Annotated in this window: 19 protein-coding genes; 10 read left to right on the plus strand and 9 right to left on the minus strand. The window is 46.7% G+C overall.

The features are described from left to right. Nucleotides 1-18: 18 nt before the first annotated feature. Nucleotides 19-219, plus strand: a complete 201-nt coding sequence (locus ACFSB2_RS22585) for a hypothetical protein (protein ID WP_377945344.1) — start codon at nucleotides 19-21, stop codon at nucleotides 217-219. Between the two features lie 252 nt (nucleotides 220-471). Here ACFSB2_RS22585 and ACFSB2_RS22590 read toward each other — a convergent pair whose 3' ends face one another. Beyond that, nucleotides 472-1,521 (minus strand): GGDEF domain-containing protein, encoded by a 1,050-nt coding sequence (locus tag ACFSB2_RS22590; RefSeq protein ID WP_377945345.1) that lies wholly within the window; start codon nucleotides 1,519-1,521, stop codon nucleotides 472-474. Between the two features lie 348 nt (nucleotides 1,522-1,869). On the opposite strand from ACFSB2_RS22590, the gene ACFSB2_RS22595 reads away from it, so the two are divergent. Next, on the plus strand, nucleotides 1,870-2,001 hold the full coding sequence (locus ACFSB2_RS22595; protein ID WP_377945346.1) for a hypothetical protein: 132 nt from the start codon (nucleotides 1,870-1,872) through the stop codon (nucleotides 1,999-2,001). Nucleotides 2,002-2,190: 189 nt separating this feature from the next. Here the strand turns inward: ACFSB2_RS22595 and ACFSB2_RS22600 are convergent, their stop codons facing one another. After that, nucleotides 2,191-2,844: a metallophosphoesterase gene (locus tag ACFSB2_RS22600; protein ID WP_377945347.1), complete on the minus strand. Its 654-nt coding sequence runs from the start codon at nucleotides 2,842-2,844 to the stop codon at nucleotides 2,191-2,193. Nucleotides 2,845-3,177: 333 nt separating this feature from the next. Here ACFSB2_RS22600 and ACFSB2_RS22605 point away from each other — a divergent pair, with 333 nt between their 5' ends. Both ACFSB2_RS22605 and ACFSB2_RS22610 read left to right on the plus strand, forming a co-directional pair. Continuing rightward, entirely contained in the window at nucleotides 3,178-3,420 is a 243-nt protein-coding gene (locus tag ACFSB2_RS22605) for a hypothetical protein (protein WP_377945465.1), read from the plus strand. Nucleotides 3,421-3,512: 92 nt separating this feature from the next. Continuing rightward, a complete protein-coding gene (locus ACFSB2_RS22610; RefSeq protein WP_377945466.1) occupies nucleotides 3,513-3,608 on the plus strand; it encodes a hypothetical protein in 96 nt (31 codons plus the stop codon). A gap of 275 nt (nucleotides 3,609-3,883) precedes the next feature. On the opposite strand, the gene ACFSB2_RS22615 is transcribed toward ACFSB2_RS22610, so the two are convergent. Further along, nucleotides 3,884-5,764: an APC family permease gene (locus tag ACFSB2_RS22615; RefSeq protein WP_377945348.1), complete on the minus strand. Its 1,881-nt coding sequence runs from the start codon at nucleotides 5,762-5,764 to the stop codon at nucleotides 3,884-3,886. Nucleotides 5,765-6,075: 311 nt separating this feature from the next. On the opposite strand from ACFSB2_RS22615, the gene ACFSB2_RS22620 reads away from it, so the two are divergent. Next, nucleotides 6,076-6,243, plus strand: a complete 168-nt coding sequence (locus ACFSB2_RS22620; RefSeq protein ID WP_377945349.1) for a hypothetical protein — start codon at nucleotides 6,076-6,078, stop codon at nucleotides 6,241-6,243. 264 nt (nucleotides 6,244-6,507) lie between these two features. Here ACFSB2_RS22620 and ACFSB2_RS22625 read toward each other — a convergent pair whose 3' ends face one another. After that, nucleotides 6,508-6,897 carry a RidA family protein gene (locus tag ACFSB2_RS22625; RefSeq protein WP_377945350.1) on the minus strand — a complete coding sequence of 130 codons (390 nt, stop codon included), beginning with the start codon at nucleotides 6,895-6,897 and terminating at the stop codon, nucleotides 6,508-6,510. A gap of 98 nt (nucleotides 6,898-6,995) precedes the next feature. Continuing rightward, nucleotides 6,996-7,256: a hypothetical protein gene (locus ACFSB2_RS22630; RefSeq protein ID WP_377945351.1), complete on the minus strand. Its 261-nt coding sequence runs from the start codon at nucleotides 7,254-7,256 to the stop codon at nucleotides 6,996-6,998. Nucleotides 7,257-7,546: 290 nt separating this feature from the next. Between ACFSB2_RS22630 and ACFSB2_RS22635 the strand changes: the two genes are divergently transcribed. Beyond that, nucleotides 7,547-8,071, plus strand: coding sequence for an acyl-CoA thioesterase (locus ACFSB2_RS22635; RefSeq protein ID WP_377945352.1), 525 nt, complete (start codon nucleotides 7,547-7,549; stop codon nucleotides 8,069-8,071). A gap of 107 nt (nucleotides 8,072-8,178) precedes the next feature. Here the strand turns inward: ACFSB2_RS22635 and ACFSB2_RS22640 are convergent, their stop codons facing one another. After that, nucleotides 8,179-8,379 (minus strand): hypothetical protein, encoded by a 201-nt coding sequence (locus ACFSB2_RS22640; RefSeq protein ID WP_377945353.1) that lies wholly within the window; start codon nucleotides 8,377-8,379, stop codon nucleotides 8,179-8,181. A gap of 334 nt (nucleotides 8,380-8,713) precedes the next feature. Between ACFSB2_RS22640 and ACFSB2_RS22645 the strand changes: the two genes are divergently transcribed. From ACFSB2_RS22645 to ACFSB2_RS22660, 4 genes are all read left to right on the plus strand, one after another. Beyond that, on the plus strand, nucleotides 8,714-8,905 hold the full coding sequence (locus ACFSB2_RS22645; RefSeq protein WP_377945354.1) for a hypothetical protein: 192 nt from the start codon (nucleotides 8,714-8,716) through the stop codon (nucleotides 8,903-8,905). A 226-nt stretch (nucleotides 8,906-9,131) separates the two neighbouring features. After that, complete coding sequence (wrbA, locus tag ACFSB2_RS22650) at nucleotides 9,132-9,749, plus strand: NAD(P)H:quinone oxidoreductase (protein ID WP_377945355.1); 618 nt, start codon at nucleotides 9,132-9,134, stop codon at nucleotides 9,747-9,749. Between the two features lie 165 nt (nucleotides 9,750-9,914). After that, nucleotides 9,915-10,823, plus strand: a complete 909-nt coding sequence (gene ligD, locus ACFSB2_RS22655) for a non-homologous end-joining DNA ligase (RefSeq protein ID WP_377945356.1) — start codon at nucleotides 9,915-9,917, stop codon at nucleotides 10,821-10,823. Nucleotides 10,824-10,936: 113 nt separating this feature from the next. After that, nucleotides 10,937-11,137, plus strand: a complete 201-nt coding sequence (locus ACFSB2_RS22660; RefSeq protein ID WP_377945467.1) for a heavy-metal-associated domain-containing protein — start codon at nucleotides 10,937-10,939, stop codon at nucleotides 11,135-11,137. A gap of 124 nt (nucleotides 11,138-11,261) precedes the next feature. On the opposite strand, the gene ACFSB2_RS22665 is transcribed toward ACFSB2_RS22660, so the two are convergent. From ACFSB2_RS22665 to ACFSB2_RS22675, 3 genes are all read right to left on the minus strand, one after another. After that, nucleotides 11,262-12,713 carry a glycosyl hydrolase family 18 protein gene (locus ACFSB2_RS22665; protein WP_377945357.1) on the minus strand — a complete coding sequence of 484 codons (1,452 nt, stop codon included), beginning with the start codon at nucleotides 12,711-12,713 and terminating at the stop codon, nucleotides 11,262-11,264. A gap of 200 nt (nucleotides 12,714-12,913) precedes the next feature. Then, entirely contained in the window at nucleotides 12,914-13,465 is a 552-nt protein-coding gene (locus ACFSB2_RS22670) for a dUTP diphosphatase (RefSeq protein WP_377945358.1), read from the minus strand. 209 nt (nucleotides 13,466-13,674) lie between these two features. Next, nucleotides 13,675-14,031 carry a hypothetical protein gene (locus ACFSB2_RS22675; RefSeq protein ID WP_377945359.1) on the minus strand — a complete coding sequence of 119 codons (357 nt, stop codon included), beginning with the start codon at nucleotides 14,029-14,031 and terminating at the stop codon, nucleotides 13,675-13,677. Nucleotides 14,032-14,215 lie beyond the last annotated feature (184 nt).

Here is a 14,215-nt window from a genome sequence, read left to right on the forward strand (position 1 = left end):
ACAAAGGAGAGGATACGTATGAGTGATATTCGATACGTGACCAATGTGATTGTCTACGAAGATGGTCATTGTGAAGTCATATGGGATTCTTCCGTTTCGATGGAAGACTGCTACAGCGCATTGAAACAGGTCACACAAGACTTAGAGGCCGCTTTGGGAAATCGCCCAACTCCACCAACTTCACCTAAAAAAACACCGACAATCACACGTCTAAAATAGTCGAACATGCTACAATATCCTCACAGCGCTCACCATGTCGCTCTTAAGAGTAAACCTGGTGAGCCATTTTTTATGGCGCAGGCGCAAATAATGTAAGACTTATCCACAGCCGTCTGTGTGTTCTGTGGATTATTTTTCGACAATTAGGAAAGTTGAGTCGATGCTGCTGGCCATGCGGCAGGTTGCCCTACCGCGCCGATTGTCAATGATGAATCAGAATTGTGATCGACAAATTATCAATATCATTGACATTTACCGATGCCTCGTCCCGTTCTTCTTTGCTCCCTTCTGCTGATACATGGATAAATCAGCACGATGAATCACCTCAATCCAGGATGACCCTCGTTTGGCGTGCGCCCAGCCAAAACTCACCTGCAGAGTCGCGATGATGACGTCATTTTCATCTTTCAGTGTAAGCATGCCATCTAACAAGGAGTAAAGTTCTTTATGCAGGTGTGATTCATCATCGGATTCGGCATTCGGAAAAATAAAAAGAAATTCATCCCCACCTAATCGCACAAGCGCATTTGGCTTGTACATCATCGGACTGACCAAATCGGCCAGTAATTTCAGTGCCTGATCCCCCGCCTGATGTCCAAATGCATCATTTATCCCTTTGAAATCATCAATATCAGCATAAAAAATACCCACATCTTGTTCGACCAATAATTTTGATAAATAAAGCTCTCCATAACTGCGCGAATATACACCAGTCAATCTATCGACATTGATTTGTGAGTAGACGTCCTGCATATGCCACCGTATTTCACGGCATAGCATGCCGAATAGCAACAAAGCCCCTACCCAAGTGGTTGGATATAAGGTTCGATGGCGTTGAAGCACGATAGAATCGTTAAAGAGACAGAGACCGTACAGCAAAACCACCAGCGCGTATGGCCAGCGGTTTCTAGACGACACTTTCTTTAAACCACACACGACGACATAAACCAAACCGATTAAAGTGCTGCCAAATACAAAAGATTTAAGTACAGTAAACCCTACTGCCGATGGCGGACTGGCAAAAAAATAGCCATCCGGAACCTGTTGTAAAACAGGGTAGATATCTCTATGAAAGACAATTGAGACAGAGAGAAATGTGATTCCTACTCCCCATAGCACAGGATACCAACGTGGTTTGGACAACTTGAATGTCACCAAAAATGTCTCAATTAAAGCAATTTGGCCAAGGAGGACAATCGGCAACATGATGCTGTAGACAAACCGCGCCTGTTCCCCATCATGTACTGACATGAATATACTTTGACCGATGCAGGTGACAAACATCAAGATGGCTGACTTCATGAAAACTAGCGCGTACGGCTTCCAATAGCTATTCCAATAGATGAGCAAAAAAACAGACGCTGTAACACTTAAGGACGCGACTTCCCAAAGTGGCAATGTACTCAGCCTAAATTCCAGAACAAACACACCTAAGTAGCGTAATTCGACATATGTTGTCTAGAACGATTATACTTTGTATACCACTCTAAAAACTACTCAAACTGATCTCTTCTCATAGCTGTTTCGATGCCAGTGAATCTCTTTTCGGCAGACATGCTGTAAACATGCAGCGTGATGCTGCCATCAATACATCATCGTGGTTTACTGTTGAGTTTTTCAACCTATAATACATTCCACGGAGGGATGGATATGCGCATTCGAGTGAAGAGGGTCGATGTGCGAGTTCATTTTGAAGATGAGGACGACGATGACCTACTGGACATGATTGAAGACTTGCCTGGATGCCCATCTGACAAAGAAGAGGCTGAACGATCCAATTGAGGGATCGCTCCTATTCGCAAGAAACTTAAATTTCTCACTGCGCGGGCCAACGACATCGAGCAAGACGGGCACTTCAAATGAGGTGCCCGTCTTTACATTTGGATAGTTGCCCCTATTGTAGTGATTCAAGCGATGCTTTCGTAAAATCAGAAAATACAAGAGCCGCGATTTGTTTTGACTGCATCCGAACTACACTTCGGCAATGACACGCCATTCTGGATGCTCTGCGTCAAGCGCCACAATACTTAGCTTTCCGTCAAATACTGCTCCTGTGTCAATAAACAACTGGTCTTTAATGAGCACAACTTCATCAACCGGAGTATGACCGTGCACATTTATTTTCCCTAGCCCAACCAAATCTGTATGGCGACCCCATATGATATCGACATCACGCTGCTCACCCATTGGCACGCCAGGACTGGGACTGGCATGTGTGAATATGTAATGTTCAGTTTCGTAGTACTTCGGCAGGCTTCGCATCCAGGCAATGTGATGATCCAATTCAGCTTGTCGCCCTTCGTACGATGCCAGCGTCTGGGCCCCACCATTTCGCATCCATCGCTGCATATCCAGGTTCTGCTCAATCGGATCTGTTGACGAGTTGGCTTTGACGCACAAATCTTCGTGATTTCCACCAAGCACAATGGCCCCTTGTTGTGCCTGCAGGTGCATAATCGTCTGCACCACACGCCGGGAATCCGGCCCGCGATCAATATAATCACCCAGCAGAATAAGTTGGTCTTCCTGCGGATTGAATTCGGTTTGGTAGACATTCAATGCGTTGGAGAATTTGTCCCAGCAACCATGGATATCAGATATCGCAATGATATATCGTTTTGTCATGATGTAACCACATTTCCCCCTAAGACCCCTATGCCCTGCGGGCACAAGATTGCGACGAAAACAGCCAAAGACGGCCATTTCCCCCCTAAAATCTATCGACGCGGATATGTAAAAACGAGCCATATATCTTTGCAAGAATCGTAAAATAGGTAGCGATGATACGGTATCAGTCTACCATACGCTTGCAATCACGCGCCCGCTTATGTCACAACTTTCGCTTTTACGTAAAAAATAACATAAATATTTGTTTCGTATTTTTTTCCCTAATCGTCATTCGCACAGACGTTTTGTAACACTTGCGCATTGAATACATCAGTTGGGAGGTTGTGTGTGATGTACGTTATCCTGAGTGTAACATTAACTGGCAGTGCCGAAATCGCAGTCAATGGCGGCAGCAGCATGGATCCACACATTGTGATTGCAGATTTGCTCGGTATGACAATCGCAGATGCCCTAAAACGGATATTGCCTAAAGGGTACAAACTCAAATTTGTCACAGATCAATTTTATGTTTGTTATAAATCAAATCACAAACGTCACAAGCGCCACGAGCACCACAAAGCCATAAGGAGATAAAGTGATATGCAACATATAAAGTGCATATAGATAAGGTGTTACAAATTAGGATGGCGAGGGCCCCCTGAATTCGCTAAATCAAAGTCTGTAAGCTGCCACTTACACGACTAATCATCGCGTTTTTTTGCGCTTCCACATTTGAAACAGTTGCACGAGCCCTAAAGCAATTTGAAGCAGCAAAAGTGTAATTTGCAGGGTGGACAATAAATCCTTCACGGATGGTCTCCCCTCTCAATTTTGGGGCCCATCGTCTCCTATTTGATGTATATTTGTCGTTGTTCCGAAATATTCCGCTTGACAGACAAAATGGTTTTGTGATATCTGAATATTCTTTTATCGCTGTATCCAAACCTCACCACCTGCGTGTTGTCAACAATCATTTTTGTCGATACGCTCAAAGGTGCTTCCCTAGCCACATCAGGTGCAGTCCCCACATGCTCGGCGACAAATATCCAGTATATCCTTAACGAGGAAGACGGTAAGGCACCGCAAGTACTTTCACTGATTTACCCAGAATCAGCCACGCCATCAATACGCTTCCTGTCTTGTTGTGCAATAACTTGTGCCACCAACTTTTCGTGATGAATTGAGGGACGACCACTGTGATGTCTTCTGGTTCATATCTGTCCAACTCAAGATCTACGAATCTTTGGAGCCGCCTTGCCACAGAACGGTATTGGGAATGGATGACCACCAAACGGACACCTGAATTCAGGCGTGCCCATTGCTCACGCAACACGCGTTCCGTTTCATCTGCCTCTTCTTGGCTGTTTTGGGCAATGACCGAAACCGCAACGACATTTTTGAAGTTCGCAAGCGCATATTCCAACGCGTGGACGGATGACTTATTTACTGACGCGATCGGCACAAGCGTAATGGTATGACGATCCGGCTGAAGTGGACGAGAAAAGTCATACTTTAAATCTTCTCGGATCTGCTGATAATGGTGTTGGATCTTGCTGAACATCAAGATCATCAGGGGTACACAGACAATGACCAACCATGCTCCGCTCGTGAAACGTGTAATGCCGAAGATCAGGCAGGCTATCGCGGTGAGGGCAAATCCACATCCGCTGCCGATTGTGCGATAAAGCCATTTCCGTTGCCGCTCTTTAACCGTGCGAACGACCATGCCAAGTTGAGATACACTAAATGTGTAAAATACGGATACGCCATAGAGGGGCATCAGATCACTGACTTGGGCGTGAAATCCGATGGTTAACGCCAGGGATATGAAGGTTAAAAATACAATTCCATTGCTGTACACCAGTCGGTCGCCTTTATGCAGCAACCAACGAGGCATAAAACCATCGCGCGCCATAGCTGACCACAATGCAGGACAACCTGTAAACGCTGTATTCGCAGCGATGGCCAAGATGCACATCGTGGAAACAGAAACAATCACCGTGATGATATAGCCAAATCCATGAGTACCGAATAATAACATAGATTCCTGGTTTATCAAAGGTATATCAGCGTTATACGTAAGACCATGCATCACGGCCGTGCCAGAGACGATGAGAAATAAGACACTCAGTGTGATCACCAGTGTCAGCAACAGCCGTTGAGCTCTGAATGCTGATGGATCCTTAAAGACCGGAACCGAGTTCGACACAGCCTCGACGCCCGTCAGAGCACTGCATCCGTTGGCAAACATTCTCAAGAAAAGAAATAGCCCCATCCCTTGCACAGCGTGCATTCCAGCAACTGATGGAATGTGTATCGAGACCGGATGCATGATGGCTTTCACGACTGCGGTCACCCCTAGGAGAAGGATGCAGCCGATAAATATGTATGTAAAGGGAACGAAGACATTGGCTGATTCACTTGTACCACGCAGGTTAATTAACATGATGATGAGCGTGAGTACGATATTGGCAATCAGTTTATGGTGGCCGATCAGGGGAACAACAGGCCCAATTGCATCAATACCTGCTGCTATCGATACTGCTACAGTCAATGTATACCCAACAATCAACGTCGAGGCGGCTGACAATCCCCAATACTTTCCGAGATCGTTCAATCCAATTGCATAGGCGCCGCCACCTAGTGGGTAATGATAAATGATATTGCGATAGGCAAAAAAAAGTAAAAGTGCCAACACAACAATAATGAACGTACCCATCATCGAAAATCCCAAGACGTCAGATACGTATTCTTTGGCGCTACCTGCGCCAATGAGAGACATCAAGATCAGTTCCATCTGATCAGTTGCATACGCCACACTCGATAGCGCATCCGGCGTCATCACCGCCATGCCTTTGATGACTCCGATTTTTGCATGCCCCATTTCTCGAGTCTTCAATGGTCGACCGATAAGTAGCCGCTTTAATGTTGTGGCCAATTCAATATTCTCCTCCTACAGAGATGCATTTGCCCGCAATTTCAACCTATCGGACGCTGGACACGCAGGAATGACCCTACTTTTCAAACCCTACGTATTTGTGGCGAGTATGTCAACACTATCAGTCATCGTTTAAGCGTCAACACAGCTACCTGGCTGGCGCAAACAGCCAGACGTTTATTGACTTGTTTTCTGGACATACTTGAACTAGAGGTGATAGACATGTGGAGATATGAACGACGTCCAGCCTGCGAATTGATGAAATGCTCCTGCACAAAAGATCCTAACATCGCAATTGAGGATTTCAGAAGATGAGGTGGCCATTACTAGCAGTTCTTGTGATTATCTGCAGCTTTATTGGTTCTCTCGCTGCGGATTTTGTCTTCGGAGAAATCGCCAAGCACTGGCTGCAAACACACATGCAAAGCATATTGCAAATGTTTGTCAATCAACTAGACGCCTATTTCGGTGGACTGTGACGGGCGCTTTCCGCGCCTTTTACCTGCATATCATCCATCACAGGGCGCGGTCTGTTTCACAACAACTCGTTGAGAATACATCGCAAACGCAGATATGTAGCTGCGGATGTTCCTCCTCTGCCTCCGTCAGTTTTTCAGAGGATCATCCACATCATCATTCATGGCCGCGGCTTAAAACCCGCTCCGCCAGCGCCAGCCAATATCTGATGTACGAGACGCCGAATGAACAGAAGCATAAAGATACCAAGCAAAGGCATGACCAAGTCACTGGCTGATGATGGCCACTGCCTCGATTTCCACTAAAAGCCGAGGGTCTATCAATGCCTTGACTTCCACAATGGTGACCACTGGCCGGATGTCTTTAAAAAACTGACGATGCGCTTTCCCGACTTCTTCCCAGCGGGACATATCCGTGACGAATATGCGAGTACGCACGACATCGGATAAATCTGCCCCGACTTTTTCTAAAGACTTTTTAATAATCTGCAACACCCGAACCGTTTGTCTGTAGGGATCATTCTCGCCAACAACCTCATCGCCTCTCATTGCGGTTGTGCCGGCTACTTCAACCCGATTGCCAATGCGAATCGCCCGACTGTAACCAATGATGGACTCCCATGGCGCACCAGAGGTCACTTGAATTATCTCGCCCACACCAACCACTCCCTCGTACATTTTCGCTGCACTGAAAACATACTCAAACATACTCAGAAGATGAAGAATAAATGCATGGTGCAAAACGTGCCACCACATCAATCAAGGACGTTGAGTCCACAGCGCTTCGCGCGATTTTTCACCTCAGCATCAAGCATTTTACGGATATAAATCGCCTCTTGGTGCTTGTTCTCCTCCACATATTCGAAGCGAATCTCGTGCGCAGCATCATAGCGTTCAATAATTTTGACCGATTCATCGCGCATCTGCTCCTTCAGCGCCGCCAGTTCGCAAACGATATACTTATGCATCGCCTCAAGGACCAGCATACGCCGCAACAAAACTGTGGGACGTCCCATCAATGCTCCCCCTCACCACCAGAACATACGTTCTGGTTGCTCATATTATATGAACTGGACATACCGATATGCAAACATTCGTTCCGGTGTAATTTGTGGAAAGATTGGCATGTCGCCGTCATTGATGGATGGAAAAATAACTTACGAAGATCGTGATACCCCTTGTTGGACAAACGGACTGCGAGTATACGATAAGCAATAAAATGCAACCGATGAAGGATTTGAAGTGTCAGCGAAGAAAAAATCTGTTATGTTCAAAATTAGATACATCTGAAATGGAGCCGTCACTTATGGTTGAACAACGATTTATACGGGAATCACGCACATTCAAAGCCAGCCACGTCCTGCCGCCGGACACCAACAATCACAACACGCTATTCGGTGGCAAACTGATGGCGCACATTGATGATGTCGCTGCACTCGCCGCCATGAAACATGCGCGGGGACCTGTGGTCACCGCCTCAACGGATTCAGTGGATTTTCTCCAACCAATCAAGGTCGATTATGAAGTTTCTCTTGAAGCATTCGTCACTTGGACGCACAACACCTCAATGGAGGTGTTCGTAAAAATTGTGGCTGAAGAGCTCAACACAGGCACCCGAGCCGTCTGCGCCACATCCTTCTTGACATTTGTGGCCATTGGTCCAAATGGCAGACCCACAAATGTTCCGAAAGTCGTGCCCGAGACCAATGAAGAGTTATTCCTTCATCAAAGTGCGGCAGAGAGAGCAGAAGCGCGGCAACAACGCCGAATTCGCAGCAAACAGCTCGCTGATCTGCTTGGTACCCGTCGACCTTGGGAGCCCATCGATTGAATTTTGGCTTTTGTAAAACGGTCATTTTCATAAAATGGTGCAGCAGTTGGGATAATGTATTTCACGAAAACCGGAAGGGGCGGGTGTACCGCCTTCCGGCATCCCCCTTATTTCAATTTCTGACTAATTTTATCCAAAGACTTTGAGATACTTTCTAACAATGGAAAATAGTTTGGGTGGGGTTGCAATACAGACATCGCTGTCTCACATCCAGCGCATACGACAAACGTCAATACCCCTTTTCCATCCTCCACCTGAATATCTTCTACACCAAACCGATTGAAACCACATTTCGGACATCTAGCCACATTCAGTTCCTCCTACGCTATCTGTAGAATTAAATTCGTTTTGTGCCGATCCCATCGCAATATCTTGATTGACCGGCAGTTTCATGAGCGTCACCACACATGATAGTGCAAAGACGAGAATACACCTTTCAGCAATCAACAGCTAGCCCACCTCAGTTATTTGAATTTACAATATTTCCGAGACTATAATTTAGATAGCGATATCCTGAAAATAGACTCAATACCTTTGTGTGTCATCCACGATGTTCTGATTGAGTAGCAGTGAATTTTCCTGATGCGTGACACATCATGCGGCAGTCTTTGCTAAGCAATGAATCGAATGGAGGAATACATGATGAACGCTGAAGACATCAAGAAAATCGTTTCAGCTGAGAAACTGGCACTGGAGACCCTTGACTATGAAACGCAAACCGCGACCACATTTGTATGCCCGTTTTGCGGCGGAGAGGCGCATCTGGCCATGCACGAATGGCTCGGCTATACATCTCATTGCCAAAATGGATGCTTTCAAACCAACCCTGTATGACCCTCCTGTATGGTAATCATTGCTCGAAACTCGGAAGAAAGCGATGTCAATCCATATTGGTTCATCATTTTTAATTTATTGACAAAAAATAAGTATATAATATAATTGCTTTATACTTACTATGAGTAAGAAATGAACTCGAATAGTAAGCATCCATTGTGAGCAGTATTCTTATGAACTGTTTCTTTGTGGTACGACTCAACATACGGAATTGGAGGAACTTACATTGGCAAATGTGAAACTTGCTATCATCTACTACAGCTCAACTGGGACAAACTACAAACTGGCACAAGCTGCGGCCAAAGCTGCGCAAACGGCAGGCGCTGAAGTGAAGGTCTTAAAAGTCCCTGAATTGGCGCCCGCTGAAGCCATTGCCTCAAATGCACCTTGGCAAGCGCATTTCGAAGCGACAAAAGATGTTCCCACAGCGACAGCGGCAGACATTGAATGGGCAGATGCCATCATTTTCAGTGTGCCAACGCGCTTTGGCAACGTGCCATCACAAATGAAACAATTCTTGGACACGATGGGCGGTCTCTGGGCGCAAGGCAAAACCGTGAACAAGGTTGTCAGCGCAATGAGCAGCGCTCAAAACTCACACGGTGGTCAAGAAGCGACCATTTTGTCCCTGTATACGAGCATGTACCACTGGGGTGCGATTGTTGTTGCGCCGGGCTACACCGACCCAGTGCTATTTGCCGCAGGCGGCAATCCATATGGGACAAGCGCCACCACTACAGAAGACGGAAACATTGCAGACACCACCATTGCAGCTGTAAGCCATCAAGCAAAACGCGTAGTCACCGTTGCTCAGTGGGTGAAAAACGGCCAAGCCCAAGGATAACCTTCGTTTCATCATTCCATGCCAAAAAGCCGTCTCGGATATGAGGCGGCTTTTTCATTTCGCCGCCAGCCATGGCCACCAAAGTACCGAATCATTTTTCAGAATAGATTTTGCGCCAGCAAACAGAATAACTTTGTATAACCTCTTCTGCAGTAGGAGAACGGTATGGAAAACTTGGTCATTCCCATTGAAGGCAAAGAAATTGCCATTACGAATCCTGAGAAAGTCCTGTGGCCCGACTTACATATTACAAAGTTGGACTACATCAAATACCTCGTCTCTGTCTCGGCGCATTTATTGCGATATACAAAAGATCGAATGCTGATGATGTGGTGTTTCCCCGATGGCATTGACCACCAACGCATTGTGCACAAAGCAGTCCCTGCCCACGCCCCCGCCTGGCTCCCCCGCTGGTTTTATAAGGATAAATCGTGGATTCTCATCAACGACGTCGCCACCTTGGTCTGGGTGGCAAATTACGCGGCCATCGAGTTGCATGTCCCCTTCTCCCTGTGCGATCACGTTGAATATCCCACTGATTTGGCGTTTGATTTGGATCCTTCTGACCCCGACAACTTCGACTTGGTGTTGGAGGTGGCGTTCCGTCTGAAGGAAGTGCTGGACTCCCTCTCGCTGCACAGTGTGGCCAAAACATCTGGCGCGACGGGTATCCAAGTTTTTGTGCCAATTGAATCGAAGTATACTTTTGTAGAAACCCGCGTCATCACTAAATTTATCGCAGAGTACTTGCGCGAGAAAATGCCTGACAAAATCACTTTGGAACGGCGTGTGCAAAACCGTGGCAAAAAACTGTATTTTGACTATCTGCAGCTCTGGCGCATGCGGACATTATCAGCCGCTTATTCTGTGCGCGCCACCACTTCTGCCTCTGTCTCCGCTCCAGTGACATGGGCGGAAGTGACCAGTGGCTTTCATCCAACCGACTTTACGATGCTAAATATGGCACAAAGAGTTGAAAAACATGGTGATTTATTCATGCCTATTGCCTCCCCCTCGGACCGACATGGGCTTGATGAGATCCTGCATTTTATCAAGGCGAAGCGCCATCACTAGATGGCAGTGCCCGTTTGAAAATTTCATTCAAGTGCGCACTGCAATATTGTGGGAATTTTGAGGCATGCTATGGAGGCAAAACATCTTTTTCAAGGAGGCGATGTGCCTTGGCAATGTCGACAATGACACTCAAGGACATGACCTGCGCAAATTGTGCAAATGAAGTATCGGTGGCGCTTCACAGTGTGGAAGGTGTAAGAAATTTCGATGTGGATCTGTCAGATCAAATTGCCGTCATCACCTACGACGATGATGAAACCAGTGATACTTTTATTCGGAGCACCATAGAAAAAGTAAACTGTAAAGCGCATTGATCACAAGCGTGATCGAACTGTGACGCATAGACAGCGGCTCATTTTGCAGACAACACCCCCACGTAAGCCATGGGGGCTGTTTTTCTTCATCCGTTCGACGCCAACGTCTGTGGACACCGAAGCCTCAACTGCTGGAAGACCCGTTTGCGAAACGCTGGATAGCAGGCCAGATGGACGTATCTTCAAGGCCCATGCGCCAAACCGCCACACCGCGCAAATGGTATGACTGCACAGTTGCCAGTTCATCGGTGATACTTTGCGCGTTTTCATAGTATACGGTGTGAGAAACCCCATTTTTTGTATAGTTAAAATAGGGAGCTTCATCTTTTGCATCCCATTTTGGCGCAACGGAATATTCCGCCATCAATTGATCAACCTGCGGCAGACTCAGCGCCTGTGTCTTGCCGTTGGCCCAATCGTAGCCATAGACTGGCAAGCCAAGCAGCAACTTGTTCGCCGAAATTTCCTTCGTGGTATAAGCAAGGACGTCATTCACCCACCAGACAGGGGCAATGGCGCCTGCCGGTCCGCCGGGATAGGAGTAATCATACGCCATCAGCATCACTTCATCACTCGCTTGGCCAATGGCATGCTCATCATAAGCGGTGTTATCGCTGGTGATTGCCGGGATGTCGACGCTGAGTTTTTTGCCCGCCTGATGCAGTTGCTGCTGCAGCGCAGTGAGAAATTGCGTAAAATTCGCGCGCTCGGAAGCGGAAAGCATCTCAAAGTCGATATTGATGCCCGCAAATGATGTGCCTTTGACCAGCGTGACCATATGCTGTATCAATGTCGATCTCGTCGTCGCATGATTGAGCACCGTTGCTGCCATCTTCCCGTCAAAATCCCCTGTTGATGCGTCTGTATCGGTAATGGTGACATACGCAGACAAATCATGACTCTGCGCATATGTGCCAGCCGCTGTGAACAAGGTCCCGGATAGTCCTCCCGACGCCGTGATGCTATGTGTAAATGTCGCAAATTCACTGACCTCTGAATGGGCTTCCAAATCCGTCAAAGAGCTTGTGCTGCCGGAATAGTTTGTGACAAATCCAAAGATGATCGGCTTTGACGCGGCAGATGAGGATGTAATGGCCCATGTCTGCCCATTCCAGGATGATGGAATGCCCGCGGCTGTCAGTAATTGCTGCACGTAATAAATTGGCATATAAACCGTTTTGGCAGCGTTTTTGCCTGCCGCTGGGTCCGTCCTCACGTATGTATTCAGCTTTTTCACCACTTGCCCATTGACCACAATGCTTGCAGAGCCATTTCCGATAGGAAGACTAGAAAAATCCCCCTGTGTGCCTGTTGTCAAGGTCCAAGTGTGCGTTGCCCCATTCCATGACTGTGTGAAACCCGCCGCTTGTAAAGCTTGACCCACATACCAAATTGGCATATATGTGGTCATTTCACTTCCATCAGACGCAACAAAAGCATAAGGATCAGACAGCAATTGTCCATTGACTTCCACCGCTTTTTGACTGAATCCAGCGATGGAAGCATAGGCGTTTGTAGAAATGATGGCAGAAGCGACTAACAATCCGGTTGTGAAGACGGTAAGCGCACGTTTCAAATCAAGCAACCCTTTCAAACAACGTTTGCTTCATCTTACCGGATCCAAGCGAATATCACTTTACAAAATCATTTGATATTCTGCATTAAATATCCATTTACACATCTACCTCCGCCACACCGCCAAACTGTGGCAGAGGTCTCCACTTCCTTTCAACATCATCGTTCAGTATGCATTTGTGCGAAACCTGTACATGTATCCTACAGTCCCACTGAATGCCGACCGCTGGTTTTGGTGGTCTCCAGATAATGCTGTTGAATCTCGCTCCAAGTCAAATCAAGCATCTCGCCAAGGCCAATAAATGAGCAAAACATGCGGTAATATTTGCCACCATGCCATCGATCCATGTCGACCTGTGCAATGCGGCGAAACAACGTGCGAAACTGGGCGCCCACATCATTGGACGGATCGCGAATAGGGATATAGTCTGATATGTGAAAATCACATCCCAAGTCCAACCCGATGGAGAGGATCAAATGAAGACAATTTAGATAACTTTCGAGCAACGGATTGGTTGCAGATGATAACGGCACGTCTGTTTGAAGCAGGGGATACGTCGTTTGTTCCGGAGATCCCTGGTTGTGTTTCCATACATGCAAACCATGGTGATGCCACAGATTGGCCAATCCACCGAGTTCGATTTGCAGAGCTAGGATTTTTTTCGGTAACAATGATTGCGATTCATGCCCACTTGCCATCACGGCTTGTGGCTCCAACGCTTTTTGAACGTCAAAGAGCGAATCCATTTTCATTTTGCTACGCCCCCTCCGATTCATTCACAAAGATAAAAACAAACCTGTTTGCATGAACCATTTGAAGTAAGCGCAAGTATTTACTGTATTTTATTTTTATCAGTCGCGGTTATGCCGTCAGATGTCATTTCAAATGCGCATCAAACCAAAAAATCCGACCTGTACCGTGTGTTCACCATCCAACCGGTCAGTATCATCATATGAAATCCTTAGGATTTAAAACCCAAGGACCTGATGCGCTGCACAAGGATGTCGAGCAGCAAGAACAGTGAAAACAAGGAATAAAACGAAGCAAACCACAATTCGGTTGGATCACTGCCCACGCCGACCACAATGCAAGCCATCACTTCTAAAACAATAAACAAAGCAGCGTTGATCAAAAGTGTCATCTGCGAACTCCGAATCGAGCGATAAATCAAAAGCAACCCCATTACAATCGAAACAAGACCCAACACCATCCCCTGATGCGTCACTTTCCCACTCAACAAAATGGTGAAAATGATGGCGAGAATGAGCAGATATAGAACGCCATACATTTGGTATGAAGGGACACGAAATTTATGCAAACGGATTCCTCCCATGCCATTTCCTCAAAGTCGTGCTGCTGAAAACAAAACGTAAACCGCCTGAGACGGACAAACCGCTCCTACCATTATATTCGCCGTGCCATTCTGGCTTCAAACATCCATGCGGTAGAAAACGCCGCCGATTTACTGCAACCTGCGTCGCTATCACTTGTGGGAAAATCGT

Source organism: Alicyclobacillus fodiniaquatilis, assembly GCF_042678105.1.
Classification (GTDB): Bacteria; Bacillota; Bacilli; order Alicyclobacillales; family Alicyclobacillaceae; genus Alicyclobacillus; species Alicyclobacillus fodiniaquatilis.

Bases quoted from the DNA above. Each gene is read 5' to 3' on its own strand.
- ligD (WP_377945356.1), top strand. From the start codon at position 9,915: ATGGAAAACTTGGTCATTCCCATTGAAGGCAAAGAAATTGCCATTACG.
- ACFSB2_RS22595 (WP_377945346.1), top strand. From the start codon at position 1,870: ATGCGCATTCGAGTGAAGAGGGTCGATGTGCGAGTTCATTTTGAAGAT.
- ACFSB2_RS22600 (WP_377945347.1), bottom strand. From the start codon at position 2,844: ATGACAAAACGATATATCATTGCGATATCTGATATCCATGGTTGCTGG.
- ACFSB2_RS22660 (WP_377945467.1), top strand. From the start codon at position 10,937: ATGTCGACAATGACACTCAAGGACATGACCTGCGCAAATTGTGCAAAT.
- ACFSB2_RS22635 (WP_377945352.1), top strand. From the start codon at position 7,547: ATGGTTGAACAACGATTTATACGGGAATCACGCACATTCAAAGCCAGC.
- ACFSB2_RS22645 (WP_377945354.1), top strand. From the start codon at position 8,714: ATGAACGCTGAAGACATCAAGAAAATCGTTTCAGCTGAGAAACTGGCA.
- ACFSB2_RS22590 (WP_377945345.1), bottom strand. From the start codon at position 1,521: ATGAAGTCAGCCATCTTGATGTTTGTCACCTGCATCGGTCAAAGTATA.
- ACFSB2_RS22605 (WP_377945465.1), top strand. From the start codon at position 3,178: ATGTACGTTATCCTGAGTGTAACATTAACTGGCAGTGCCGAAATCGCA.
- ACFSB2_RS22630 (WP_377945351.1), bottom strand. From the start codon at position 7,256: ATGGGACGTCCCACAGTTTTGTTGCGGCGTATGCTGGTCCTTGAGGCG.
- ACFSB2_RS22620 (WP_377945349.1), top strand. From the start codon at position 6,076: ATGAGGTGGCCATTACTAGCAGTTCTTGTGATTATCTGCAGCTTTATT.
- ACFSB2_RS22670 (WP_377945358.1), bottom strand. From the start codon at position 13,465: ATGAAAATGGATTCGCTCTTTGACGTTCAAAAAGCGTTGGAGCCACAA.
- ACFSB2_RS22585 (WP_377945344.1), top strand. From the start codon at position 19: ATGAGTGATATTCGATACGTGACCAATGTGATTGTCTACGAAGATGGT.